Origin of the sequence: Streptomyces luteogriseus (assembly GCF_014205055.1) — a bacterium.
In the GTDB taxonomy this organism is placed as follows: domain Bacteria; phylum Actinomycetota; class Actinomycetes; order Streptomycetales; family Streptomycetaceae; genus Streptomyces; species Streptomyces luteogriseus.
On record NZ_JACHMS010000001.1, the window covers coordinates 3,833,630 to 3,859,082 of the forward strand.

19 protein-coding genes and 3 rRNA genes are annotated in these 25,453 nt (G+C 68.7%); 4 read left to right on the forward strand and 18 right to left on the reverse strand.

Features of this window, described 5'->3' with window-relative positions; all coding sequences use genetic code 11:
• Nucleotides 1-48: 48 nt before the first annotated feature.
• The 6 genes from BJ965_RS16655 to BJ965_RS16680 form a co-directional block, all read right to left on the reverse strand.
• Nucleotides 49-1,221, reverse strand: coding sequence for an acetoin utilization protein AcuC (locus BJ965_RS16655; RefSeq protein WP_184909396.1), 1,173 nt, complete (start codon nucleotides 1,219-1,221; stop codon nucleotides 49-51).
• Nucleotides 1,172-2,395 carry an MFS transporter gene (locus BJ965_RS16660; RefSeq protein WP_184909397.1) on the reverse strand — a complete coding sequence of 408 codons (1,224 nt, stop codon included), beginning with the start codon at nucleotides 2,393-2,395 and terminating at the stop codon, nucleotides 1,172-1,174. The genes BJ965_RS16655 and BJ965_RS16660 overlap by 50 nt, the downstream gene beginning before the upstream one ends.
• Before the next feature lie 88 nt (nucleotides 2,396-2,483).
• Nucleotides 2,484-3,128: an HAD family hydrolase gene (locus BJ965_RS16665; protein ID WP_184909398.1), complete on the reverse strand. Its 645-nt coding sequence runs from the start codon at nucleotides 3,126-3,128 to the stop codon at nucleotides 2,484-2,486.
• 62 nt (nucleotides 3,129-3,190) lie between these two features.
• Nucleotides 3,191-3,307: ribosomal RNA gene (rrf, locus tag BJ965_RS16670) — 5S ribosomal RNA — on the reverse strand.
• Nucleotides 3,308-3,393: 86 nt separating this feature from the next.
• Nucleotides 3,394-6,513 (reverse strand): 23S ribosomal RNA (locus BJ965_RS16675).
• A 307-nt stretch (nucleotides 6,514-6,820) separates the two neighbouring features.
• Nucleotides 6,821-8,346 (reverse strand): 16S ribosomal RNA (locus BJ965_RS16680).
• Together the 16S, 23S and 5S rRNA genes form the textbook arrangement of a ribosomal RNA operon.
• 834 nt (nucleotides 8,347-9,180) lie before the next feature.
• Here BJ965_RS16680 and trpS point away from each other — a divergent pair.
• Complete coding sequence (trpS, locus tag BJ965_RS16685; RefSeq protein WP_184909399.1) at nucleotides 9,181-10,221, forward strand: tryptophan--tRNA ligase; 1,041 nt, start codon at nucleotides 9,181-9,183, stop codon at nucleotides 10,219-10,221.
• A gap of 43 nt (nucleotides 10,222-10,264) precedes the next feature.
• Here trpS and proC read toward each other — a convergent pair whose 3' ends face one another.
• The 5 genes from proC to BJ965_RS16710 form a co-directional block, all read right to left on the reverse strand.
• Nucleotides 10,265-11,077, reverse strand: a complete 813-nt coding sequence (proC, locus tag BJ965_RS16690; protein WP_053673892.1) for a pyrroline-5-carboxylate reductase — start codon at nucleotides 11,075-11,077, stop codon at nucleotides 10,265-10,267.
• Between the two features lie 116 nt (nucleotides 11,078-11,193).
• Nucleotides 11,194-11,973, reverse strand: coding sequence for an ABC transporter permease (locus BJ965_RS16695; RefSeq protein ID WP_184909400.1), 780 nt, complete (start codon nucleotides 11,971-11,973; stop codon nucleotides 11,194-11,196).
• Nucleotides 11,970-12,803 (reverse strand): ABC transporter ATP-binding protein, encoded by an 834-nt coding sequence (locus BJ965_RS16700; protein WP_184909401.1) that lies wholly within the window; start codon nucleotides 12,801-12,803, stop codon nucleotides 11,970-11,972. Before BJ965_RS16700 ends, BJ965_RS16695 begins: the two co-directional genes overlap by 4 nt.
• A gap of 32 nt (nucleotides 12,804-12,835) precedes the next feature.
• A complete protein-coding gene (locus BJ965_RS16705; protein ID WP_184909402.1) occupies nucleotides 12,836-13,702 on the reverse strand; it encodes a class I SAM-dependent methyltransferase in 867 nt (288 codons plus the stop codon).
• A gap of 77 nt (nucleotides 13,703-13,779) precedes the next feature.
• Nucleotides 13,780-14,382 carry a dihydrofolate reductase family protein gene (locus BJ965_RS16710; RefSeq protein WP_184909403.1) on the reverse strand — a complete coding sequence of 201 codons (603 nt, stop codon included), beginning with the start codon at nucleotides 14,380-14,382 and terminating at the stop codon, nucleotides 13,780-13,782.
• 71 nt (nucleotides 14,383-14,453) lie between these two features.
• Here BJ965_RS16710 and BJ965_RS16715 point away from each other — a divergent pair, with 71 nt between their 5' ends.
• Complete coding sequence (locus tag BJ965_RS16715) at nucleotides 14,454-15,032, forward strand: TetR/AcrR family transcriptional regulator (protein WP_184909404.1); 579 nt, start codon at nucleotides 14,454-14,456, stop codon at nucleotides 15,030-15,032.
• Between the two features lie 25 nt (nucleotides 15,033-15,057).
• Here BJ965_RS16715 and BJ965_RS16720 read toward each other — a convergent pair whose 3' ends face one another.
• The gene (locus BJ965_RS16720; protein ID WP_184909405.1) at nucleotides 15,058-15,558 is read right to left on the reverse strand and encodes an EamA/RhaT family transporter; all 501 of its coding nucleotides are present in this window, start codon (nucleotides 15,556-15,558) and stop codon (nucleotides 15,058-15,060) included.
• A 42-nt stretch (nucleotides 15,559-15,600) separates the two neighbouring features.
• Complete coding sequence (locus BJ965_RS16725) at nucleotides 15,601-15,927, reverse strand: SH3 domain-containing protein (protein WP_184909406.1); 327 nt, start codon at nucleotides 15,925-15,927, stop codon at nucleotides 15,601-15,603.
• Nucleotides 15,928-16,108: 181 nt separating this feature from the next.
• Between BJ965_RS16725 and BJ965_RS16730 the strand changes: the two genes are divergently transcribed.
• Nucleotides 16,109-18,205: a serine/threonine-protein kinase gene (locus BJ965_RS16730; protein WP_184909407.1), complete on the forward strand. Its 2,097-nt coding sequence runs from the start codon at nucleotides 16,109-16,111 to the stop codon at nucleotides 18,203-18,205.
• A 67-nt stretch (nucleotides 18,206-18,272) separates the two neighbouring features.
• Here BJ965_RS16730 and ilvD read toward each other — a convergent pair whose 3' ends face one another.
• From ilvD to BJ965_RS16750, 4 genes are all read right to left on the reverse strand, one after another.
• Entirely contained in the window at nucleotides 18,273-20,126 is a 1,854-nt protein-coding gene (gene ilvD, locus BJ965_RS16735; RefSeq protein ID WP_184909408.1) for a dihydroxy-acid dehydratase, read from the reverse strand.
• Nucleotides 20,127-20,335: 209 nt separating this feature from the next.
• Entirely contained in the window at nucleotides 20,336-20,968 is a 633-nt protein-coding gene (locus BJ965_RS16740) for a TetR/AcrR family transcriptional regulator (RefSeq protein ID WP_184909409.1), read from the reverse strand.
• Complete coding sequence (locus BJ965_RS16745) at nucleotides 20,965-21,789, reverse strand: sugar phosphate isomerase/epimerase family protein (RefSeq protein WP_030845804.1); 825 nt, start codon at nucleotides 21,787-21,789, stop codon at nucleotides 20,965-20,967. The genes BJ965_RS16740 and BJ965_RS16745 overlap by 4 nt, the downstream gene beginning before the upstream one ends.
• An 82-nt stretch (nucleotides 21,790-21,871) precedes the next feature.
• Complete coding sequence (locus tag BJ965_RS16750) at nucleotides 21,872-22,804, reverse strand: Ppx/GppA phosphatase family protein (RefSeq protein ID WP_184909410.1); 933 nt, start codon at nucleotides 22,802-22,804, stop codon at nucleotides 21,872-21,874.
• A 71-nt stretch (nucleotides 22,805-22,875) separates the two neighbouring features.
• On the opposite strand from BJ965_RS16750, the gene BJ965_RS16755 reads away from it, so the two are divergent.
• Complete coding sequence (locus tag BJ965_RS16755) at nucleotides 22,876-23,694, forward strand: hypothetical protein (RefSeq protein ID WP_184909411.1); 819 nt, start codon at nucleotides 22,876-22,878, stop codon at nucleotides 23,692-23,694.
• Between the two features lie 8 nt (nucleotides 23,695-23,702).
• Here the strand turns inward: BJ965_RS16755 and BJ965_RS16760 are convergent, their stop codons facing one another.
• Nucleotides 23,703-25,433, reverse strand: a complete 1,731-nt coding sequence (locus tag BJ965_RS16760; protein ID WP_184909412.1) for a BACON domain-containing protein — start codon at nucleotides 25,431-25,433, stop codon at nucleotides 23,703-23,705.
• Nucleotides 25,434-25,453: the final 20 nt, after the last annotated feature.

The window sequence follows — 25,453 nt, forward strand, 5'->3', positions numbered from 1 at the left end:
GCCTAGGTCGTGTCCGCGACCCAGGCCCGGCGTCACCCGCTCACGCCCTCACGCCAGCAGCCCCCGCAGCGGGAACACCGCCCGCCGGGCCGCCAGCACCGCCTGGTCCAGCCGGTCCGCCGGGTCGTAGCCCTCGTCCCAGGCCGACCAGGCCACGGGCCAGCGCCCGTCCGTCATCCGCGCCGGGGCCAACTGCCGCGTCTGCGCGAACACTTCCTGCCGCCAGCCCTCGGGGATCGTCGCCTCGGGCTCCACGGCCCGCCCGGCCGCGATCGCGACCAGGTGCGTCCAGGAGCGCGGCACCACGTCCACGACCGCGTAACCGCCCCCGCCGAGGGCCACCCACCGCCCGTCGGCGTACTCGTGCGCCAGGTCGTGACAGGCCACCTGCACCGCCCGCTGCGCGTCCAGCGACACCGCCAGGTGCGCCAGCGGATCCTCGAAGTGCGTGTCGGCCCCGTGCTGCGTCACCAGCACCTGCGGCCGGAAGTCGGCGATCAGCTCCGGCACGACCGCGTGGAACGCCCGCAGCCATCCCGCGTCGCCCGTCCCGGCCGGCAGCGCCACGTTCACCGCCGAGCCCTCCGCGGATTCCGCCCCGGTCTCCTCCGGCCACCCGGTCTGCGGGAACAGCGTCCGGGGATGCTCGTGCAGCGAGATCGTCAGCACCCGAGGGTCCTCCCAGAACGCCGCCTGGACCCCGTCCCCGTGATGCACGTCGACGTCGACGTACGCGACCCGCTCCGCCCCGAGCTCCAGCAGCCGCGCGATCGCCAGCGAGGCGTCGTTGTAGATGCAGAACCCGGACGCACCGCCGGGCATCGCGTGGTGCAGCCCGCCCGCGAAGTTCACCGCGTGCAGCGCCTCACCGCGCCACACGGCCTCCGCCGCCCCCACCGACTGTCCGGCGATCAGCGACGACACCTCGTGCATCCCGGCGAACGCCGGATCGTCCATCGTCCCCAGTCCGTACGCCTGGTCCGCCGCCGCCGGATCCGCCGACGCGGCCTTCACCGCCCCGATGTAGTCCTGGCGGTGGACGAGCCGCAGCGTCGACTCCCCGGCCGCCTTCGCGGCGACGACCTCCACCTCACGGTCCAGCCCGAAGGCATCGACCAGTCTCCGGGTCAGGGCGAGCCGGACCGGGTCCATCGGATGCCCCGGACCGAAGTCATAGCCCGTTACTGCCTCGTCCCACATCAGCTGTGCGCGGCCGCTCATGCCCGCCACCGTATCGGTCCGGTTGAGCCTCGAACGACCGGGCGTACAGCAGTGTCACCAGCACCAACACCATCGGCACGAGCATGGCCCCGCGGTAGCTCCACAGATCGCCGAGCGCCCCGACCAACGGCGAACCGATCAAGAACCCCACATAGTTGAAGACGTTGAGCCGAGCGACGGCCGCGTCCGACGCCCCCGGGAACAGCCGCCCGGCCGCCGCGAACGTCTGCGGCACCAGCACGCACAATCCCAGCCCCAGCAGCGTGAACCCCAGCATCCCGACCCACGCCCCGGGCGCCGCGGCCACCACGGCGAACCCACCCGCCGCCACCAGCGCCCCGCCCCGCACCACCGCGACCGCCCCGAACCGCCGCACCCCGAGGTCCCCGATAGCCCGCCCCAGCAGCGTGGTGACCATGTAGACGTTGTACGGCACCGTCGCCATCTGCTCCGAACTCCCGAGCACGTCCTGAAGGTACTTGGCACTCCAGTTGGAGACCGTGGAGTCCCCGATGTACGCGACCGTCATCACCAGACACAGCGGCAGCAGCCACTTGAAGACGAGGACCTGGCCCTCCCCGGTCGGCTTCTCCGCCTCGCCCGCCGCCGCACCGCCCCGGTGGTCGGCGTACCACCGGCTCCCCACCAGCACGGCCGGCAGCAGTACCAGCACGACCGGCAGGTACGACACCCACAACGCCAACTGCCAGTGCGCCCCCACCCACGCCAGCGAGGCCCCGACGATCCCGCCCAGGCTGTACGCCGCGTGGAAGCTGAGCATGATGCTGCGCCCGTACGACCGCTGCAGGCTCACCCCGAGCATGTTCATCGACGCGTCCAGCACCCCGACGGCGAGACCGAACGCCGCGAGCGCGACCCCGAGCTCCACCATCCGCTCCCCGGCCCCGACGCCGAGCAGCGCCAGCAGCACCACGGGCTGGGACCACCGCAGCAACAGGCTCGGCCGCACCCTCTTCACCAGCCGCTCGGTGGTCACGCTCCCGACCCCGGCGAGGATCGGCACGGCGGCCAGGAACGCGGGCAGCAGCGCGTCGGACACCCCGTACCGGTCCTGGATGGCGGGGATCCTCGTCACGAGCAGAGCGAAGGCGACACCCTGCACCAGGAAGCTGAACGCCAACGAGCCCCTGCCGCGCCGCAGCACATCAGTCATGGCGGCGAGCGTAGGGCCCCGGCCTACCCGTGGGTAGATCCAGCCAAAGATGAATTTGCCTCAGCTTCCGCGGCTCTTCGGGTACGGCTCACACGAGCAGGTCGGCCAGCTCCCCCATGTCGGAGAAGAGCCGGGTGGCGCCGGCCAGCTTCTCCGCCGGCGTCATGGCGGTGAACCCGTACACGTCCATGCCGGCTGCGACGGCCGCCCGCACCCCCAGCGGACTGTCCTCGACGACGACGCACCGCTCCGGCGCGACCCCCATCCGCTCCGCCGCGTACAGGAAGAGATCGGGGGCCGGCTTCCCCCGCCCGACGTCCTGCGAACTGAAGATCCGCCCCTCGTCGAACCACCGGTCGAGCCCGGTCGTCCGGTGCCCCACGCGAATGCGCTCATGGCTCCCGGAGGAGGCCACGCAGTACGGCACCCCGTCCGCGGCCAGCTTCTCCAGCACCTCGGAGGCCCCGTCCACGGCCACGAGTTCCTGTTCGAAGGCCGTGAACACCCGTGTGTGGAAGACGTCGTCGAAGTCCTCCGGCAACCGCTGTCCGGTCCGCTCGAGGACCAGCTCATGAATGCGGTGCATCGCCGATCCCATGTAGTCCCGAATGGACTCCTCGTAGGAGGTGGGGTGCCCCAGCTCGGTGAGGTACGCGGCGAGCAACCGGTTGGAAATGGGCTCACTGTCGACGAGGACGCCGTCATTGTCGAAAATCACTAGGTCATAGCGCATAGATTCGAGCTTAAACGCAGAAAACCCCCGCATCCGAAGATGCGGGGGTTTTCCCAAAAATTGTTCGGCGGCGTCCTACTCTCCCACAGGGTCCCCCCTGCAGTACCATCGGCGCTGTAAGGCTTAGCTTCCGGGTTCGGAATGTAACCGGGCGTTTCCCCTACGCTATAACCACCGAAACACTATGAAACTGTCAGCCGCACCACGCTGTGGCAACGTGGGGCTGTTCGTGGTTTCAGAACCAACACAGTGGACGCGAGCAACTGAGGACAAGCCCTCGGCCTATTAGTACCGGTCAACTCCACACGTTACCGTGCTTCCATATCCGGCCTATCAACCCAGTCGTCTACTGGGAGCCTTACCCTCTCAAGGAGGTGGGAATACTCATCTCGAAGCAGGCTTCCCGCTTAGATGCTTTCAGCGGTTATCCCTCCCGAACGTAGCCAACCAGCCATGCCCTTGGCAGAACAACTGGCACACCAGAGGTTCGTCCGTCCCGGTCCTCTCGTACTAGGGACAGCCCTTCTCAATATTCCTACGCGCACAGCGGATAGGGACCGAACTGTCTCACGACGTTCTAAACCCAGCTCGCGTACCGCTTTAATGGGCGAACAGCCCAACCCTTGGGACCGACTCCAGCCCCAGGATGCGACGAGCCGACATCGAGGTGCCAAACCATCCCGTCGATATGGACTCTTGGGGAAGATCAGCCTGTTATCCCCGGGGTACCTTTTATCCGTTGAGCGACGGCGCTTCCACAAGCCACCGCCGGATCACTAGTCCCGACTTTCGTCCCTGCTCGACCCGTCGGTCTCACAGTCAAGCTCCCTTGTGCACTTACACTCAACACCTGATTGCCAACCAGGCTGAGGGAACCTTTGGGCGCCTCCGTTACTCTTTAGGAGGCAACCGCCCCAGTTAAACTACCCATCAGACACTGTCCCTGATCCGGATCACGGACCCAGGTTAGACATCCAGCACGACCAGACTGGTATTTCAACGACGACTCCCCCTGAACTGGCGTCCAGAGTTCACAGTCTCCCAGCTATCCTACACAAGCCGAACCGAACACCAATATCAAACTGTAGTAAAGGTCCCGGGGTCTTTCCGTCCTGCTGCGCGAAACGAGCATCTTTACTCGTAGTGCAATTTCACCGGGCCTATGGTTGAGACAGTCGAGAAGTCGTTACGCCATTCGTGCAGGTCGGAACTTACCCGACAAGGAATTTCGCTACCTTAGGATGGTTATAGTTACCACCGCCGTTTACTGGCGCTTAAGTTCTCAGCTTCGCCCCACCGAAATGGAGCTAACCGGTCCCCTTAACGTTCCAGCACCGGGCAGGCGTCAGTCCGTATACATCGCCTTACGGCTTCGCACGGACCTGTGTTTTTAGTAAACAGTCGCTTCTCGCTGGTCTCTGCGGCCACCCCCAGCTCACCGTGTAAAACGGATCACCAGACGTGGCCCCCCTTCTCCCGAAGTTACGGGGGCATTTTGCCGAGTTCCTTAACCATAGTTCACCCGAACGCCTCGGTATTCTCTACCTGACCACCTGAGTCGGTTTAGGGTACGGGCCGCCATGAAACTCGCTAGAGGCTTTTCTCGACAGCATAGGATCATCCACTTCACCACAATCGGCTCGGCATCAGGTCTCAGCCTCATGTGATCCGGATTTGCCTAGATCACGGCCTACACCCTTACCCCGGGACAACCACCGCCCGGGATGGACTACCTTCCTGCGTCACCCCATCACTCACCTACTAACCGCTTGGTTCGGCGGCTCCACCACTCCCCTTTGCCCGAAGGCTCCAGGGCGGCTTCACGGCCTTAGCATCACGATGCTCGATGTTTGACGCTTCACAGCGGGTACCGGAATATCAACCGGTTATCCATCGACTACGCCTGTCGGCCTCGCCTTAGGTCCCGACTTACCCTGGGCAGATCAGCTTGACCCAGGAACCCTTAGTCAATCGGCGCACACGTTTCTCACGTGTGAATCGCTACTCATGCCTGCATTCTCACTCGTGAACCGTCCACAACTCGCTTCCGCGGCTGCTTCACCCGGCACACGACGCTCCCCTACCCATCCACACAGGCGTTGGCCCTATTGTGTGAATGACACGACTTCGGCGGTACGCTTGAGCCCCGCTACATTGTCGGCGCGGAATCACTAGACCAGTGAGCTATTACGCACTCTTTCAAGGGTGGCTGCTTCTAAGCCAACCTCCTGGTTGTCTCTGCGACTCCACATCCTTTCCCACTTAGCGTACGCTTAGGGGCCTTAGTCGATGCTCTGGGCTGTTTCCCTCTCGACCATGGAGCTTATCCCCCACAGTCTCACTGCCGCGCTCTCACTTACCGGCATTCGGAGTTTGGCTAAGGTCAGTAACCCGGTAGGGCCCATCGCCTATCCAGTGCTCTACCTCCGGCAAGAAACACACGACGCTGCACCTAAATGCATTTCGGGGAGAACCAGCTATCACGGAGTTTGATTGGCCTTTCACCCCTAACCACAGGTCATCCCCCAGGTTTTCAACCCTGGTGGGTTCGGTCCTCCACGAAGTCTTACCTCCGCTTCAACCTGCCCATGGCTAGATCACTCCGCTTCGGGTCTTGAGCGTGCTACTGAAACGCCCTATTCGGACTCGCTTTCGCTACGGCTTCCCCACACGGGTTAACCTCGCAACACACCGCAAACTCGCAGGCTCATTCTTCAAAAGGCACGCAGTCACGAGAATGAAGCAAGCTTCATTCCGACGCTCCCACGGCTTGTAGGCACACGGTTTCAGGTACTATTTCACTCCCCTCCCGGGGTACTTTTCACCATTCCCTCACGGTACTATCCGCTATCGGTCACCAGGGAATATTTAGGCTTAGCGGGTGGTCCCGCCAGATTCACACGGGATTTCTCGGGCCCCGTGCTACTTGGGTGTCTCTCAAACGAGCCGCTGATGTTTCGACTACGGGGGTCTTACCCTCTACGCCGGACCTTTCGCATGTCCTTCGCCTACATCAACGGTTTCTGACTCGTCCTGTTGCCGGCAGACAACAGAAGAGAGATCCCACAACCCCGCATACGCAACCCCTGCCGGGTCTCACACGTATACGGTTTAGCCTCATCCGGTTTCGCTCGCCACTACTCCCGGAATCACGGTTGTTTTCTCTTCCTGCGGGTACTGAGATGTTTCACTTCCCCGCGTTCCCTCCACATGCCCTATGTGTTCAGGCATGGGTGACAGCCCATGACGACTGCCGGGTTTCCCCATTCGGAAACCCCCGGATCAAAGCCTGGTTGACGACTCCCCGGGGACTATCGTGGCCTCCCACGTCCTTCATCGGTTCCTGGTGCCAAGGCATCCACCGTGCGCCCTTAAAAACTTGGCCACAGATGCTCGCGTCCACTGTGCAGTTCTCAAACAACGACCAGCCACCCATCACCCCGAACCAACCGGTTCGAGTTCACTGGGGCCGGCGACTGAGGAAAACCATTCCCTCAGACACCCAACAGCGTGCCCGACACACTCCCCGCTCCCCTCAACGTTCCACACTCCGAAGAGCAGTACTAGAAGGAGAAGACGATCAAGTATGCCGAATAGTCAACGTTCCACCCATGAGCAACCAGCATCAGACATTCGCCGATGTACTGGCCTCTGACCTCATCCCGAAGGACTCGGTAAGAAGTGCTCCTTAGAAAGGAGGTGATCCAGCCGCACCTTCCGGTACGGCTACCTTGTTACGACTTCGTCCCAATCGCCAGTCCCACCTTCGACAGCTCCCTCCCACAAGGGGTTGGGCCACCGGCTTCGGGTGTTACCGACTTTCGTGACGTGACGGGCGGTGTGTACAAGGCCCGGGAACGTATTCACCGCAGCAATGCTGATCTGCGATTACTAGCGACTCCGACTTCATGGGGTCGAGTTGCAGACCCCAATCCGAACTGAGACCGGCTTTTTGAGATTCGCTCCACCTCGCGGTATCGCAGCTCATTGTACCGGCCATTGTAGCACGTGTGCAGCCCAAGACATAAGGGGCATGATGACTTGACGTCGTCCCCACCTTCCTCCGAGTTGACCCCGGCGGTCTCCCGTGAGTCCCCAGCACCACAAGGGCCTGCTGGCAACACGGGACAAGGGTTGCGCTCGTTGCGGGACTTAACCCAACATCTCACGACACGAGCTGACGACAGCCATGCACCACCTGTACACCGACCACAAGGGGGCGCCTGTCTCCAGACGTTTCCGGTGTATGTCAAGCCTTGGTAAGGTTCTTCGCGTTGCGTCGAATTAAGCCACATGCTCCGCCGCTTGTGCGGGCCCCCGTCAATTCCTTTGAGTTTTAGCCTTGCGGCCGTACTCCCCAGGCGGGGCACTTAATGCGTTAGCTGCGGCACGGACAACGTGGAATGTTGCCCACACCTAGTGCCCACCGTTTACGGCGTGGACTACCAGGGTATCTAATCCTGTTCGCTCCCCACGCTTTCGCTCCTCAGCGTCAGTATCGGCCCAGAGATCCGCCTTCGCCACCGGTGTTCCTCCTGATATCTGCGCATTTCACCGCTACACCAGGAATTCCGATCTCCCCTACCGAACTCTAGCCTGCCCGTATCGACTGCAGACCCGGGGTTAAGCCCCGGGCTTTCACAACCGACGTGACAAGCCGCCTACGAGCTCTTTACGCCCAATAATTCCGGACAACGCTCGCGCCCTACGTATTACCGCGGCTGCTGGCACGTAGTTAGCCGGCGCTTCTTCTGCAGGTACCGTCACTTTCGCTTCTTCCCTGCTGAAAGAGGTTTACAACCCGAAGGCCGTCATCCCTCACGCGGCGTCGCTGCATCAGGCTTTCGCCCATTGTGCAATATTCCCCACTGCTGCCTCCCGTAGGAGTCTGGGCCGTGTCTCAGTCCCAGTGTGGCCGGTCGCCCTCTCAGGCCGGCTACCCGTCGTCGCCTTGGTGAGCCACTACCTCACCAACAAGCTGATAGGCCGCGGGCTCATCCTGCACCGCCGGAGCTTTCGACCACCATGGATGCCCAAGGTGGTCAGTATCCGGTATTAGACCCCGTTTCCAGGGCTTGTCCCAGAGTGCAGGGCAGATTGCCCACGTGTTACTCACCCGTTCGCCACTAATCCCCACCGAAGTGGTTCATCGTTCGACTTGCATGTGTTAAGCACGCCGCCAGCGTTCGTCCTGAGCCAGGATCAAACTCTCCGTGAATGTTTTCCCGTAATCGGGATGACACGCACGAGAGCGGAACAGTCAGGCGGAATAGGCCCGACCGTTCACAGCGTCCTCGCTGTGTTTTCTTCAAAGGAACCTCGACCATCGGGTATCCGATGGACGGGGTATCAACATATCTGGCGTTGACTTTTGGCACGCTGTTGAGTTCTCAAGGAACGGTCGCTTCCTTTGTACTCACCCTCTCGGGCTTTCCTCCGGGCTTCCCTTCGGTCTTGCGTTTCCGACTCTATCAGATCCTTTCCGATCCGATTTCCTCGGTGCTTTCCAGGTTTCCGCTTCCGCGTTTCCCTTTCCGGCGGTTCCGACTCTATCAGATCCTTTCGGGCCTGATCCCCGGTCAGCGGGGTTTGTCTTTGCGGCTGTTGGGCCGTTCCGACGAGTGAGACTTTAGCGGATTCCCCGGCTCCCGAGCCAATCGGGCGCCTCGTCCTTTCGAACGGGGATTCCTCATTCCGTAAATACACATACCAATGAAGCGACGACAGATGTACTGCACGTCGAATAGTGGCTGGTTACCTGCGGATTGGCTGCCCGGGGACCGACCGGAGTCGGCGCTCACGTCGGGCAACTCGGAGAACACTACGGACGGGGTCTGGGCGTGTCAACTCAAGGGCGGACGGCCCTCCGGGGGCGTAGCCTGGGGCTCATGACAACGCGTACGTGCACCCAGCTGTGGTGGGCCGCCTGACGGCGGCCGTCCTCACGTATGCACTCGACGGCCGCCGCTTCGGCGGCCGTTTTCGTTTCTCCCTCCCGGAACCACGGAGGGGCGGCCGCCCGGGGCGGCGGTCCCGACCAGGAGGTGGAGAGATGACACGGGTCTTCAGCGGGGTCAAGCCGACGGGGCATCTGACGCTGGGGAACTACCTGGGGGCCATGCGGCGGTGGGCCGCGGTCGACCAGCACGAGGCCGACGCCCTGTTCTGCGTCGTCGATCTGCATGCTCTGACCGTGGACCACGATCCCGCGCGGGTGCGCAGGCTGAGCCGGCAGTCGGCGACGCTGCTGCTGGCGGCCGGGCTGGATCCGGAGCTCTGCACGGTGTTCGTGCAGAGCCACGTGGACGAGCACGCCCGGCTGTCGTACGTGCTGGAGTGCGTGGCCACCGACGGTGAGATGCGGCGGATGATCCAGTACAAGGAGAAGGCCGCGCGGGAGCGGCAACGGGGCGGGAGTGTGCGGCTGTCGTTGCTGACGTATCCCGTGCTGATGGCGGCGGACATCCTGGCGTACGGGGCCGGTGAGGTGCCGGTCGGGGACGATCAGCGCCAGCATGTGGAACTCGCCCGGGATCTCGCCGTGCGGTTCAACCAGCGGTACGGGCATACGTTCGTGGTGCCTCGGGCCACGCGGCCGGGGGTGGCGGCGCGGGTGATGAACCTGCAGGACCCGGCGTCGAAGATGGGCAAGAGCGATGACGTCGGGCCGGGGATCGTCTATCTGCTGGACGAGCCGGACGTGGTGCGCAAGAAGGTCATGCGGGCGGTGACCGACAGCGGGCAGGAGGTCGTGTACGACCGGGAGTCCCGGCCGGGACTCGCGAATCTGCTGGAGATCCTCGCGGCGTGCACGGGTGACGAGCCCGAGGCGCTCAGTGGTGCGTACACGTCGTACGGGGCTCTGAAGAAGGACACCGCCGAGGCTGTGGTCGAGGTGCTCCGGCCGTTGCAGGAGAGGCACAAGGAGTTGTGCGCTGATCCCGGCCATGTGGAAGGGGTGCTGCGGGCCGGAGCGGAGCGGGCCCGGGGGATGGCACGGCCGACGGTGGATGCCGCGTATAGGGCGATCGGGTTGTTGCCGGCTGTGGCGGAGGCGGAGACGGCCGGTGCCGGGGCCGTGGTGACGGTGTGAGGTGAGGTGGCTGCGGGGGCGGGGTCGGGCCCGCCCCCAGTGGTCAGCTGTTGTTGCCGGAGGCCAGGGCGCGGCTGCGGTCGCGGGCGGCTTCGAGGGCGGCGATGAGGGCGGCCCGCACGCCGTGGTTCTCGAGTTCGCGGATGGCGTTGATCGTCGTGCCGGCGGGGGACGTGACGTTCTCGCGGAGCTTGACCGGGTGTTCGCCGCTGTCGCGGAGCATCGTCGCGGCGCCGATGGCGGACTGGACGATGAGGTCGTGGGCCTTGTCGCGAGGCAGGCCGAGGAGGATGCCGGCGTCGGTCATGGCCTCGACCAGGTAGAAGAAGTAGGCCGGGCCGGAGCCGGAGAGGGCCGTGCAGGCATCCTGCTGGGACTCGGGGACGCGGAGCGTCTTGCCGACGGCGCCGAAGATCTCCTCGGTGTGGGCGAGGTGGTCGGCGGTGGCGTGGGTGCCGGCGGAGATGACGGACATCGCCTCGTCGACGAGAGCGGGGGTGTTCGTCATGACGCGGACGACGGGAGTGTCGGGGGCCAGGCGCTCCTCGAAGTAGGCCGTGGGGATTCCGGCGGCGCCGCTGATGACCAGGCGGTCGGCGGGGACGTGGGGGGCGAGCTCGTCGAGGAGGGTGCCCATGTCCTGCGGCTTGACCGTGAGGATCAGGGTGTCGGCGGTCTTGGCGGCCTCGGGGTTGGTGACCGGGGTGACGCCGTAGCGGCTGCGGAGTTCCTCTGCTCGTTCCTGGCGGCGGGCGGTGACCAGGAGGTCGGACGGGGTCCAGCCGGCGCGGATCATTCCGCTGAGCAGGGCTTCGCCGATCTTGCCGGTGCCGAGGACTGCGACTTTCTGGGTCATGGCTGAGGTGCCCTCCGGGGGTTGCGCGTCGTCCGGGTTCATCCTCCCACTCGGGGGTGGTGGGCGTGGGGCGTGTCCGGTGGGCGGGATGTCCGGGGCGGGTCGTCCGCCGGGGGCTATGCCGTCCGGCGCCTGAGGGTCGCGGCGCCAAGGATCAGGACCAGGAGTGCGCAGCCCGCGACGATCAGGGCGTCCCGGACGAACGTGGCGGTCATGTCCGTGTGGCGGAGGACCTCGTTCATGCCGTCGACGGCGTAGGACATGGGCAGGACGTCGGAGACGGCCTCCAGGGCCGGGTGCATGGTGTCGCGCGGGGTGAACAGGCCGCACAGGAGCAGCTGGGGGAAGATCACCGCCGGCATGAACTGGACCGCCTGGAACTCCGAGGCCGCGAACGCCGAGACGAAGAGGCCGAGGGCCGTGCCGAGGAGGGCGTCGAGGAGGGCCACCAGGAGGAGGAGCCAGGGGCTGCCGGTGACGTCGAGGTCGAGGAACCAGACCGCGAGGCCCGTGGCCAGGGCGGACTGGATGATCGCGAGGGTGCCGAAGGCGAGGGCGTAGCCGGCGATGAGGTCGCCTTTGCCGAGGGGCATGGCGAGGAGGCGTTCGAGGGTGCCCGAGGTGCGTTCGCGCAGGGTGGCGATGGAGGTCACCAGGAACATCGTGATCAGCGGGAAGATCCCCAGGAGGGACGCGCCGATGTTGTCGAAGGTGCGCGGGCTGCCGTCGAAGACGTAGCGCAGCAGGAACAACATCACGCAGGGGACGAGGATCATCAGTGCGATGGTGCGGGGGTCGTGGGTGAGCTGGCGCAGGACCCGGGCCGCGGTGGCGGTGGTGCGGGAGGCGTTCAGGGCCCTCGGTGGGGTGATCGTCCTGGTCGGGGTGGTGGTCATCGGGTCGTCTCCTTCGTGCGGGCCGCTGCTTTTGCCGCGTCCACCAGGTGCAGGAAGGCCTCCTCGACCGTGTCGGCGCCGGTGCGGGCGCGCAGGGCGTCGGGGGTGTCGTCGGCGAGGAGTTCGCCCTCGCGCATGAGGAGGAGGCGGTGGCAGCGCTCGGCCTCGTCCATGACGTGGGAGGAGACGAGGAGGGTGGCGCCGCGGCCGGTCGCGATGTCGTGGAAGAGGTTCCACAGGTCGCGGCGCAGGACCGGGTCGAGGCCGACGGTGGGTTCGTCGAGGACGAGAAGTTCCGGGGAGCCGAGGAGGGCGACGGCAAGGGAGACGCGGTTGCGCTGACCGCCGGAGAGGTTGCCGGCCAGGGCGTCGGCGTGGGTGGTGAGGTCGACGTCGGCGATGGCGCGGGTGACGTCTGCGTCGCGGCGGTCGGCTGCCGTGCGGCCGGGGTCGAGGATCGCGGCGAAGTAGTCGAGGTTCTGGCGGACGGTCAGGTCGTCGTAGACGGACGGGGCCTGGGTGACGTAGCCGATGCGGGTGCGCAGGGCGGGGTGGCCGGCGGGGTGGCCGAGGACGTCGAGGGTGCCGGTGACCTTGGCCTGGGTGCCGACGAGGGCGCGCATCAGGGTCGACTTGCCGCAGCCGGAGGGGCCGAGGAGGCCGGTGATCCGGCCGCGGGGGACGGTGAAGCCGAGGTCGCGCAGGACCGTGCGGGGGCCGCGGACGACGGTGAGGTTCTCGGCGTGGACGGCTGGGGTGTGCGGGTCCGGGCCTGGGCCGGGGGTGGGTGCCGGGCCCGGACGTGGCGAGCCGGGAGCATTATTCATCATGCGATGAATAATGCTCCCGAGGGTCGGACGCGTCAAGCGGCCCCGTCGGGTCGTGTGCGTCGGACCGGGGTCTCGGCGAGGAGCAGGACGACCTCGTAGACCTCCTCCACGAAACCGTCCGGGAAGGCCCGGAGGAGGTGCTCGCGTTCCGCGGCCAGGAACGCCGCGGTGTGTTCGGCGCCGTGGACGAGGAAGACCGAGTGGCTGCCGATATTGGCGAGGTGGGTGTCGACCGGGACCCGGCGGCTCCAGCGGACCGTGCGGCGGGTGAAGTCGAGGCGGCCGGTGGGGTCGGCGGCTCGGGCGTTGACGTTGCGCTTCTCTGCGGAGACGTCGATGCCGAAGTGGCGTTCGGTGCGGGCGGCGGCCTCGGCGATCCAGGGGACGTCGAGGGCGTCGGTGTTCCACCAGAGGGCGAGGGCGCCTCCGGGACGCAGGACGCGCAGGGCTTCCGGGACGGCGCGGACGGGGTCGGTCCAGTGCCAGGCCTGGGCGTAGGTGACGAGGTCGACGGAGTCGCCGGCGAGGGGGAGGTCGTCCCCCGTGCCTCGGATGACCGGGACACCGGGGAGGGCGCGGCGGAACTGGGCCGCCATGCCGTCGCCGGGTTCCACGGCGATGACGTTCGCGCCCCTGGCGTGCAGGAGGGCGGTGGCGATACCGGTGCCGGCACCGATGTCCGCGACGCGGCTGCCGGTGAGCGGCCGGCCGGTCAGGTCCTCTATCGCGTCGAAGAGGGCCGGGGGGTAGGAGGGGCGGTTGGCCGCGTACTGGGCCGCCGCGGCGTTGAAGGAGTGGGCTCGGGCGGTTCGGGCGGGCTCGGGGGCGGGGTGCCCGGCAGGGGATTCGGGGGCGGGGTCGGCTCCGGTGCGGTGGTGGGCGGCGGGAGGTGTGGTCATACGGCCATGGTGGCCGGGGGCGGGGTGGGGTGCGGTGAGATTTCGGTGAGACCGGCGGCCGGTCGCGCCCGGGTGTCCTATCGGCGGGTGAGGCGGGTGAGGCGGGTGAGGGTGACGCCGTTCGGGAAGGCGGTGCGCTCGGCGACGTCGAAGACGGTGGGGTCGAAGGCGCCGTCGAAGGCCGGGACTCCGGCGCCGGCGACCACCGGGTAGCTCTTGACGACCAGTTCGTCGATCTCGGACAGGAGGGCGCCGGCGAGCTTGCCGCCGCCGCAGAGCCACACGTTCAGGGCGGTTCCCTCCTCCCGTTTGAGTGCGCGGACGAGGCCGAGCGGGTCGCCCGGAACGACGGTGACCGCAGGGTCGGCGTCGGGCCGGAGCGTGCTGGACACCACGTACTGGCGCAGGTGCGCGTAGGGGCTGGTGACCCCCTGCTCGAAGGGGGCCCGGTAGGTGCCGAGGCCCATGACGACGGTGTCGAAGTACCGGTTGGGGGTGTCGGCGAGGCCGGCGGCGGCGCGGTAGGCGGTCGGGACGGTCTCGGGGTACAGGGTGTTGGCCCAGGCGCTGTAGGCGGCGCTCTGCCGTTCGTCGCCTGCGGGGAAGAAGTCGTACTCGCCGCCGGGGCCGGCGATACGGCCGTCGAGCGTGACGGCGATGTAGTAGACGAGCTTTCGCATCTCTTATAACTCCATACGTAGTACTCTCCTTGAAGTGGTTGGAAAGTAGTACTACAACTGGAGTGGTGTCAATGGTGAGACGGAACGACCAGCGGCGCGCCGCGCTCGTCGACGCGGCGATCGAGGTGCTGGCCAGGGAGGGGGCCCGGGGTCTGACGTTCCGGGCGGTGGACGCCGAGGCCGCGGTACCGACCGGGACCACGTCCAACTACTTCGCCAGCCGGGACGACGTCCTCACCCAGGCCGGCGCCCGGGTCTACGAGCGGCTCCAGCCCGACGACGCGATGATCGCCCGCCGGCAGGCCGCCGGCCGCGACCGGGAGGCCTACGCGGTGCTGATGCGGGAGCTCGTCGGCCGCGTCGCGGGGTTCCGCACCGGCTATCTCGCCCTGCTGGAACTGCGCCTCGAGGCCACCCGCCGTCCCGAACTGCGCAAGGTTCTCACCGAGCGGGTCCGCGCCGATGTCGACGCCAACGTCGCCCACCATGAGGCCTCCGGTCTCCCCGGTGACGCCATGGCCGTCAAGCTGCTCATGCTGACCCTGAACTGGCTGATCGTCGAACAGCTCACCCTGCCGGACGTCTTCAGCGAGGCCGAGCGCGAGCAGCTGGTGACGGCGGCGGTCGAACGTATCGTGGCGGAGCGGTAGGCGGCGGGGCCTCTCGCGGTGGTGGCTAGGCCCGGCGGCGGTTCTTCGGGTTGCCCGAGCGGCGGGTCGTGCGCTTCTCGTACTGCTTGCGGGCCTCTTCGTACTCCTCGCGGTGCAGCTTCTCCCCGGGGGCCTCGGTGAGGGAGCGGAAGAAATGGGCGAGGAGCGAGCCGACGAAGCCGACGGCCAGGAGGCCGCGCAGGGAGGCCTGGCGGTCCGGGTCGTGGCGGCGGGTGAAGCCGTCCCAGGTGTGGCGGAAGGCCATCGCGCTGCAGATCGCGAACATCACGACCATGAGGAGCGTGACGAAGCCGCCGATCGCGGCGATCTGGAGTCCCTGGTAGGCGAGGCGGAGGACGAGGCAGGAGACGGCGGCGGCGGCCAGTGAACCGGCGGCGACCGCGATGCGGCGGGCGGTGTAGCCGTTGCCGTGGTCGACCCAGGTGGTGCCGAAGAAGCGGATCGGCTCGGGGCGGGGGCCGGTGGAGCCCGCAGGGGTTTCCTGGGTGCCGGTGTCGTCGCTCACGCGTCGATTATGACCCCGGGGTGGCTGCGGGCTCCGAGTGGCTCAGCTGCAGCGCGGGCGGATGTAGCCGTCGCTGCCGGTCTGCACATAGGCGTCCGAGATGTACTGCCCGTTGTCGATGTTGTCCCAGATGCTCGTCGTGCCGTACGGGCCCGTCACCCTGGTACCCGGCGACTGGCAGAAGATCGAAACCTTCGCCCCCTCGGGCAGGACCCGGACGACGGTGTAGTTGGTGCCGGGGCCGCTGCGGACGTTGACACGGACGCCCGGCGCGACGGAGTAGTAGCGCAGAGCCGTGGTGGTGGCCTCTGCGGTGACTGCTTCCGCCCCCTGCCCGCTCACCGTTTCCTCGGCGCGGTCGACAGACATGGAAAACCTCCCCCGTTGGACCCCATGACTTTCATGGGCCCCGTTGATTCCCCTGAGTCACGTCGTAAAACACACGTACGTAACTCGCACGCGGAGACTAGCAAGCCGCCTCTGTGGCGTACGAGTCATCGATTAGGCTCCGTGCGTCGCGCGCGCGGACGAAGATCACGGGGGTGGTTCCATGGCGCCGCAGAGCAACACCGGGGCGGGCGCGGAAGCGGAACTTCCCGACTACGCCGGTCACTATCGGCTGGAGTCGGTTCTGGGCTCCGGGGGCATGGGCGTCGTGCATCTCGCGCGCAGCACTTCGGGGATGAAGCTGGCGGTGAAGGTCGTCCACGCCGCGTTCGCCAGGGATCCCGAGTTCAGAGGGCGCTTCAGACAGGAGGTGGCGGCCGCGCGACAGGTCAGCGGTGCCTTCACCGCGTCCGTCGTCGACGCCGACTCGGAGGCCGAACGGCCCTGGATGGCCACCCTGTTCATCCCCGGGCCGACCCTTTCCGGCCATGTGAAGCGGAACGGGGCCATGAGTCCCGCCGAGTTGCGCCGCCTGATGGCCGGACTGGCCGAGGCGCTGCGTGACATCCACCGGGTCGGCGTGGTGCACCGGGACCTCAAACCGAGCAACGTGCTCCTCGCCGAGGACGGCCCCAAGGTCATCGACTTCGGTATCTCCCGGCCCAAGAACAGCGAACTGCGCACCGAGACGGGCAAGTTGATAGGCACTCCGCCCTTCATGGCACCGGAGCAGTTCCGCAAGCCCCGCGAGGTGGGGCCCGCCGCCGACGTCTTCGCGCTCGGGTCGGTGATGGTGCACGCCGCCACGGGCCGCGGGCCGTTCGACTCGGACAGCCCGTACGTCGTCGCCTATCAAGTCGTGCATGACGAGCCGGATCTGACCGGGGTGCCCGCGAGTCTCGCACCGCTGGTGGTGCGGTGCCTCGCCAAGGAGCCGGAGGACCGGCCGACCCCGGACGAGTTGATGCGGGAGCTGCGGTCGGTGGCCGCCTCGTACGACACGCAGGCGTTCATACCGGCGCAGCGGACGGTGGAGACTCCGCACCCCGGACCGGAGCCGCCCGTCGAGGAGAGCCGACGACGGCCCAGGAGGCGCCGCGGCAGGTGGCCGCTCGTCGGGGCGGGGCTCCTCGGCGTGGCAACCGCCGTCGCGCTGGGCTCGGTGTACGTGCTCGGCGGTGACGGTCCGTCCCCGGTGAGCGGCCACGATCCGCGCACCACGCCGGCCGCGTTCAGCCCGTGGGAGACGACGTCGGCGCCCGAGAAGGGAACGCCGCAGTGCTCGTACGGGAAAGAGACACTGGTCTGCGCGCAGAAGGGCCGGGTCTTCGCGCTCGACCCCTCCGACGGGCGTCAGCTGTGGCGGCGGACCGTCGCCGAGGCGCAGGGTGGACGGCCCGTGTTCTCCGGTGGACTCGTACAGCCCGCGCTGGACCGGAGCACCCGCCTGGAGGCCCTCGACCCCGGTTCGGGCAGGACTCGTTGGCGGCAGACCGTGCCGTCGTACGACGGGCTGGCGTACGCGGGTGCCACGCTCCTGGTCACGGGCGTCGACGGCTCGGTCACGGGCGTGGACAGCGCTTCGGGGCGGACGAGATGGAGCCACCGGATCCAGGGCCACCGGAGCCCGTACTTCACCTCCTTCGCCGGAGACCCGCTGGCTTACGTCACGAGCACGTCGGAAGACGGGGCGAGTACACGGGTCACCGCGGTCGCCCCGGATACGGGCAAGGTGCGCTGGGACGTACGGCTGAAGGGATCACTGCAACCCGTCGGCACGGCCGGCGATTCGGTCTTCTTCGTCTCCGTCGACGCGGTCTACGGAGAGGCGAGGGCCGTGGTGCGCTACACGCCGGACGACGGGGTCTCCCGCCGGGTGGCGCTGCCCGTCCCGCTCGAGCAGCCGCAGGCAACGGTGCGCGGCGACCTCGTGTACCTCGTGGGGAGCGGCGGATCGCTGGTGGCGGTCGACATGGACGCGCGGAAGCAGATGTGGAGCCTGGAGACCGCGGTGACACGGGGTTCCGCGCCGGTGACCGACGGCCGGTACGTCTGCCTCTCCGCTCCCGACGGGCGACTGCTCGGCGTGGACGCGCGCGACGGCCGCCTTCTCGGGCAGACACGTCCACGGCTCGGGACCAACGCGGACCGGGTCGCCGACGCGGTGCCCGCCCCCGTGCTCGCCGACGCCCGCCTCTACGCCACCGCGCCCGACGGGACCGTCTTCTCCGTCCCCGCGGGCAACCCCGCCGCCTGGTGACACGGCTGAGGGGCCGCACCCTTGGCGGCCCCTCGGACTCGGACTCGGACTCGGCGGACGAACCGGATCAGCCCAGCTTCGACACGTCCCGCACCGCGCCCTTGTCCGCGCTCGTCGCCATCGCCGCGTAGGCCCGCAGCGCCGCCGAGACCTTGCGGTCGCGGTTCTTCGGGGCGTACACGCCGTTCAGCGCCTGCTCGCGGCGGGCCAGCTCGGCGTCGTCCACCAGCAGCTCGATGGAGCGGTTCGGGATGTCGATGCGGACGCGGTCGCCGTCCTCGACCAGGGCGATGGTGCCGCCCGCGGCCGCCTCGGGCGAGGCGTGGCCGATGGACAGACCCGAGGTGCCGCCGGAGAAGCGGCCGTCGGTGACCAGCGCGCAGGTCTTCCCGAGGCCGCGGCCCTTCAGGTACGAGGTCGGGTAGAGCATCTCCTGCATGCCGGGGCCGCCCTTGGGGCCCTCGTAGCGGATGACGACGACGTCGCCGTCCTTGACCTGCTGGGTGAGGATCTTCTGGACGGCCTCCTCCTGCGACTCGCAGACCACCGCCGGGCCCTCGAAGGTCCAGATGGACTCGTCGACGCCGGCCGTCTTCACGACGCAGCCGTCCACGGCCAGGTTGCCCTTGAGGACCGCGAGGCCGCCGTCCTTGGAGTAGGCGTGCTCCGCGGAGCGGATGCAGCCGCCCTCGGCGTCCTCGTCCAGGGCCTCCCAGCGCTCGGACTGGGAGAAGGCCTCGGCGGAGCGGACGCAGCCGGGGGCCGCGTGCCACAGCTCGATCGCCTCGGCGGAGGGGGAACCGCCGCGCACGTCCCAGGTCTTCAGCCAGTCCGCGAGGGACGGGCTGTGCACGGAGTGCACGTCCTCGTTGAGCAGGCCGGCCCGGTGCAGCTCGCCGAGCAGGGCGGGGATGCCGCCGGCGCGGTGCACGTCCTCCATGTAGTACGTGCGGTCCTTGGCGACGTTCGGGGCGACCTTGGCCAGGCACGGCACACGGCGCGAGACCGCGTTGATCTCGTCCAGGCCGAAGGGGACGCCGGCCTCCTGGGCGGCGGCCAGCAGGTGCAGGATCGTGTTGGTCGAGCCGCCCATGGCGATGTCGAGGGCCATGGCGTTCTCGAACGCCGCGACGGACGCCACGCTGCGGGGCAGGACCGTCTCGTCGTCCTGCTCGTAGTAGCGGCGGGTGATGTCCATGACCGTATGGGCAGCGTTCACGTACAGCTGCTTGCGGGCCGTGTGCGTGGCGAGCACCGATCCGTTGCCCGGCAGGGAGAGGCCGATGGCCTCGGTCAGGCAGTTCATCGAGTTGGCGGTGAACATGCCGGAACAGGAGCCACAGGTCGGACAGGCGTTCTCCTCGATACGGAGGATGTCCTCGTCCGAGATCTTGTCGTTCACGGCGTCGGAGATCGCGTCGACCAGGTCGAGCGTACGGACCGTGCCGTCGACCAGGGTGGCACGGCCGGACTCCATCGGGCCGCCGGAGACGAAGACCGTGGGGATGTTCAGCCGCAGGGCGGCGTTCAGCATGCCCGGGGTGATCTTGTCGCAGTTGGAGATGCAGATCAGGGCGTCGGCGCAGTGCGCCTCGACCATGTACTCCACGCTGTCCGCGATCAGGTCGCGGGAGGGCAGGGAGTACAGCATGCCGCCGTGACCCATGGCGATGCCGTCGTCGACGGCGATCGTGTTGAACTCGCGCGGGATGCCGCCGGCGGCGACGACCGCCTCGCTGACGATCCGGCCGACCGGCGCCAGGTGCGTGTGCCCTGGGACGAACTCGGTGAAGCTGTTGGCGACCGCGATGATCGGCTTGCGGCCGATGTCCCCACCCGGTACACCGGAGGCGCGCATAAGGGCGCGGGCGCCCGCCATGTTGCGGCCGTGGGTGACTGTGCGGGACCTCAGCTCGGGCATCGTCGCTCGCTCCTTCAGAGACTGCGTCAGAGGATTCGGAGATTTCTGACTGCTACCGAGCGTACGCCGGTCATCCAGTGGGCGGGACGGTGCGTCCGGAATGCGGGACAGCCGTCTCGGGCGACGGCACCCGTACACCTTGCGGATCGGGCACCGTACGCCTTGCGGAACGGCACCCGTACGCCCTGCGGATCGGGCACCCGCCCGCCTTACGGATCGGTCAGATGGCCCTGTACGACGGGCGCCAGCCGCGCGATGACCTGCTCCGGGTCCGCCGAGGCCAGCGGCTCGATCTTGAGGACGTACCGCAGGATCGCGGTGCCCACGAGCTGTGCCGCGGCGAGCTCGGCCCGCAGCTCGGCGTCCGGCAGCTCCAGTCGTACCGCGATGCGGCGCAGCACCTGAGTGGCGATGATCCGCCGGAAGACGGCGGCCGCGGTCTCGTTGGTGAGGGCGGACCGGACGATGGCGAGCAGCGGCGCGCGGGTCGCCGGGTTCTCCCAGACGCCGAAGAAGAAGCGGGCCAGGCGCTCCCCCACTCCGTCCAGCGGGCCCTCCTCGATGGCCTTCGGCGCCTGCAGGGCGGGTCCGAAGGACAGGGTGATCGCCGCCTCGAAGACCTGCTCCTTCGTGCCGAAGTAGTGGTGCACGAGGGCCGGATCGACGCCGGCGGACTTGGCGATGCCGCGCACGGACGTCTTCTCGTAGCCGCGCTCGGAGAACTCGTCGCGGGCGGCGGTCAGGATGCGGTCTCGGGTGTCCGCCGACTCCGTGCGCGGGGGGCGGCCGCGACGGCGGGCGGCGGTGCCGGACCCGCTGCCGGCCGGGGGCCGGCCGGTCACGACCGGGGCACCTTCACCGCCGAGGCCAGGTGCAGGCGGGTGAAGGCCAGGGCCTCCGCCAGATCGGCCTCGCGCTCCGCGCTCGACATCGCGCGGCGGGTGTTGACCTCGATGACGACGTGCCCGTCGAAGCCGGTCAGGGCGAGCCGCTCCAGCACCTCGGCGCAGGGCTGGGTGCCGCGGCCGGGCACCAAGTGCTCGTCCTTGGCGGAACCCCGGCCATCGGCCAGGTGGACGTGGCCGAGCCGGTCCCCCATGCGGTCGACCATGTCCAGCGCGTCGGAGCGGGCCGTCGCGGTGTGGCTGAGGTCGATCGTGAAGTGCCGGTAGTCGTCCTTCGTCACGTCCCAGTCGGGTGCGTACGCGAGCATCTCGCGGTCGCGGTAGCGCCAGGGGTACATGTTCTCGACGGCGAACCGTACGTCCGTCTCGTTGGCCATGCGCCAGATGCCGGTGACGAAGTCCCGGGCGTACTGGCGCTGCCAGCGGAACGGCGGGTGGACCACGACCGTGCTCGCGTCGAGCTTCTCCGCCGCCGCGCGGGCCCGCTGGAGCTTGGTCCACGGGTCGGTGGACCAGACGCGCTGCGTGATGAGCAGGCAGGGGGCGTGCACGGCCAGGATCGGGATCCGGTGGTAGTCGCTGAGTCTGCGCAGGGCCTCGATGTCCTGGCTGACCGGGTCGGTCCAGACCATGACCTCGACTCCGTCGTAGCCGAGGCGCGCGGCGATCTCGAAGGCCGTGGCCGTCGACTCCGGGTAGACCGAGGCCGTCGACAGGGCGACCTTCGCGTCCGGGATCTTCACGGCTGGCTCTGCCATGCAGGACAGATTACGGGGTGTGGTCGGGGTGGCGTGGGGGGCCTCTTGGCGGTTGTGGTGTTTGCCATAGACGAGCGGGCTCCTACACGGACTCCATGTGATCCAGGCGACGCAGGATCACGCCTTCCCTCAGCGCCCAGGGGCATATCTCCACGCGCTCCACGCCGAACAGGTCCATCGCGGCCTCGGCGACCAGGGCGCCCGCCAGGAGCTGGCCGGCCCTGCCCTCGGAGACGCCCGGCAGCTCCGCGCGCTCCCGCTCGGTCATGGCGGCCAGACGCGGAACCCAGCCCTCCACGGACTCCCGCTTGAGCTCGCGCTGGACGTAGAGGCCCTCGGCGGAGCGGGCGGCGCCGGCGATGCGGGCCAGTTGCTTGAAGGTCTTCGATGTGGCGACGACGTGGTCGGGGGTGCCCAGGCGGCTGAACTCGCCGACCGTGCGGGCGATCTCGGTCCGCACATGGCGGCGCAGGGCGCGGACGTCGTCCGGATCGGGCGGGTCGCCGGGCAGCCAGCCGGCGGTGAGGCGTCCGGCGCCCAGCGGCAGCGAGGCGGCCGCGTCGGGCTCCTCGTCGATGCCGTAGGCGACCTCCAGGGAGCCGCCGCCGATGTCCAGGACCAGCAGCTTCCCGGCCGACCAGCCGAACCAGCGGCGGGCGGCGAGGAAGGTGAGCCGGGCCTCCTCGGAGCCGGTGAGGACCTGGAGCTCGACGCCGGTCTCGGCGCGTACGCGTTCGAGGACGTCATCGGCGTTGCGGGCCTCCCGTACGGCGGAGGTCGCGAACGGGAGGACCTCCTCCGCACCCTTGTCCTCGGCGGCCTGGAGCGCCTCCTTGATCACCGAGATCAGCCGGTCGACGCCGTGGGGGCCGATCGCGCCGTCGTCGTCGAGGAGCTGGGCGAGGCGCAGTTCCGCCTTGTGCGAGTGGGCGGGAAGCGGGCACGCGCCGGGGTGCGCGTCCACCACGAGCAGATGCACCGTGTTCGATCCCACGTCGAGGACACCGAGTCTCATGTACGGAACGCTACTGCCCGCCGGGCCCTCCGCCGTCCTCGGTGCGGGCACGAGGCCCGTACCCTGGACTCGTGCCAAAGACGAAAAAGGCGAAGCGCGACAAATCACCGGCTGTCGTGGAATCCGACGAGAAGGGCCTCGACTTCGCTCGCGCATGGGTGGAGTTTCCTGATCCGGCGGACGACGAGCAGGTCTTCCGCTGCGATCTGACATGGCTGACCTCTCGCTGGAACTGCATCTTCGGCAGCGGCTGCCAGGGCATCCAGGCGGGCCGCGCGGACGACGGGTGCTGCACCTTGGGTGCCCACTTCTCCGACGAGGACGACGAGAAGCGCGTCGCCGGGTATGTGGCCAGGCTCACGCCGGACATCTGGCAGCACCACGCCGAGGGCACGCGGGGCGGCTGGGTCTCCGAGGACGAGGACGGCGAGCGGCAGACGCGGCCCTTCCAGGGCTCGTGCATCTTCCAGAACCGGCCCGGCTTCAAGGGCGGCATGGGCTGCTCGCTGCACATCCTGGCCCTGAAGGAGGGCCGCGAGCCGCTGGAGACCAAGCCGGACGTGTGCTGGCAGCTGCCGGTGCGGCGGACGTACGAGTGGATCGACCGGCCCGACGACACCCGCGTCCTTCAGGTGTCGATCGGTGAGTACGACCGCCGGGGCTGGGGTCCGGGCGGCCACGACCTGCACTGGTGGTGCACGTCGGCGACCTCGGCGCACGGCGCGGGCGATCCCGTGTACGTCTCCTACCGGCCCGAACTGATCGAGCTGATGGGCAAGGCCGGCTACGACCGGCTGGTCGAGCTGTGTGAGGAGCGGCTGGCCTCCCAGCTGCCGCTGCTGGCACCGCACCCCGCGGATCCCGCGCATCCGGCGAGCCCTGGGGCCTGAGGGCGCGGCTACGACGTGACCGGGCTCGGGTCGCCGCTGTCCGACGGCGGGGGCGTCGAGCCCGTGGGGTCGGTCGGGGCCGGGTCCGTCGGCGTGGGCGTGGGGTCCGGGTCGGTCGACGGGGGCGGGGTGGTCGGCGTCGGGTCCGGGTCAGGGGCGGAGGTCGTGGGCGTCGGGTCGGGGTGGGTCGGGTGCGGGTCACCCGGGCCGCTGGGGCGGGGGTCCGGGCCGGGGTCGGAGGGGCTGGGCGCGGTGCCGTAGCCCTCGATGTGGACGACGGCACCCACCGGGGCGAGGGCGACCTGCGCGTGCCAGGGGCCCGCGGGCTCCCGCAGGTGGTCGACGTACACCTTGATCGTCACCGACTCGCCGGGCCGGAGCGTGCCCGAGGACTGGCTGAGGTAGAGCCAGGGAGCTCCCGTGGACGCGGACCAGCGGACCGGCGCCGGGCCGCTCGCGGTCAGCGTGACCAGGGTGGTGTCGCCGCTGTTGTCGGCCGTGACCTCCAGGGCGCTCTCGCGTCCCGCGCCGGCGACGCCGATGACCTCGACGGAGACGTCGGCCTTGCCGTCCTTGCCGAAGCGGGGGCCGGGGCGGGTGCTCGCATTGCCGGTGTTCTCGTAGCCGCCGCCCGCCATCTCGCCGTCCAGGCCGAACGGGTCGTCCGCCTCGCGCGCGGAGGCCGAGCGGCCGTCCTGGCCCTCGCCGATCGGGGTGCCCCGGTAGGCGGCCCACAGAGCGAGGACGGGGGCGGCGACGACGGTGGCGACGACGGTCGTGGTGACGGCACGCGCGCGCAGGCGGTCCCTGCGGGCGGCGTGGTCCTTGGGGTCCATCGGGAAGCCGCGCCGGTCGAAGCGCGGTGCGGCGTTCCGCGTGCGCGGGTGGTGGGCCATCGCCACGTGCAGGGCCGCGCGGGGCGCGGGCAGGACGGGCAGTTCGGCGGGCGTGACGCTGGTGCCGGGCCAGCGGCCGGGGATGGCGCGCTCGGCGGTGCGGCGGCAGCGGGGGCAGTCGTCGACGTGCCGGACGAGTTCGCCGCGCAGGGCCGTGCCGAGCACGAGCCGGTCGTCTCCGGCGAGGCGCGACACGCTCGGGCACGCCCCGGACTCGACCACGGCGAGGGCCGCACGCGTGCGTTCCACCTCGCAGGCGGCGGAGGCGAGCAGATCGCGGGCGGCGGCCGGGTCCATGCCGAGGACTGCGGCGACCTCGCGGGCGGCGAGGTGGTGGCGTACGGCCAGTTCGAGCGCCTCGCGCTGCTCGGGGGTGGTGCCGGCGGCCTCCGGCCAGGCCAGCAGGGCCAGTTCGCGACGGCGCCGCTCCTGGACCTCCTCGGAGGCGGCCGGGGCAGCCGGACGGTCGGCGCGCCGCCGGTCGGCGCGGCCCGCGGCATGACTGCTCTGACGTTTCTGCTTGGCCTCGGCCAGCTTGCGCAGGCACGCCCAGCGGGCCAGCGCGTACAGCCAGGCCCTGCGGTCCGCGGGTGCCTGGGGGACGTGCCGGCCGCGGCGTTCGGCGAGTGCGAGGACGTCGCCCAGGGCGGCGGTCGCGGCCTCGTGGTCGCACAGCACGGAGAGGCAGTAGGTGAACAGGCCGTCCAGGTAGGGCTCGTAGCGCGCGGGCGGCCGCTGCGCCAGCGTGCGCGCCGCCCCGCGGTCGCGCGCCTCCCGGTGCGCCCGGTGGGTACCGGCCGTGCGGGCCGAGCGGGTCGAGATCTCCGGAGTACTGCTCATCATTCGGCGACCGTAGGGGGCCG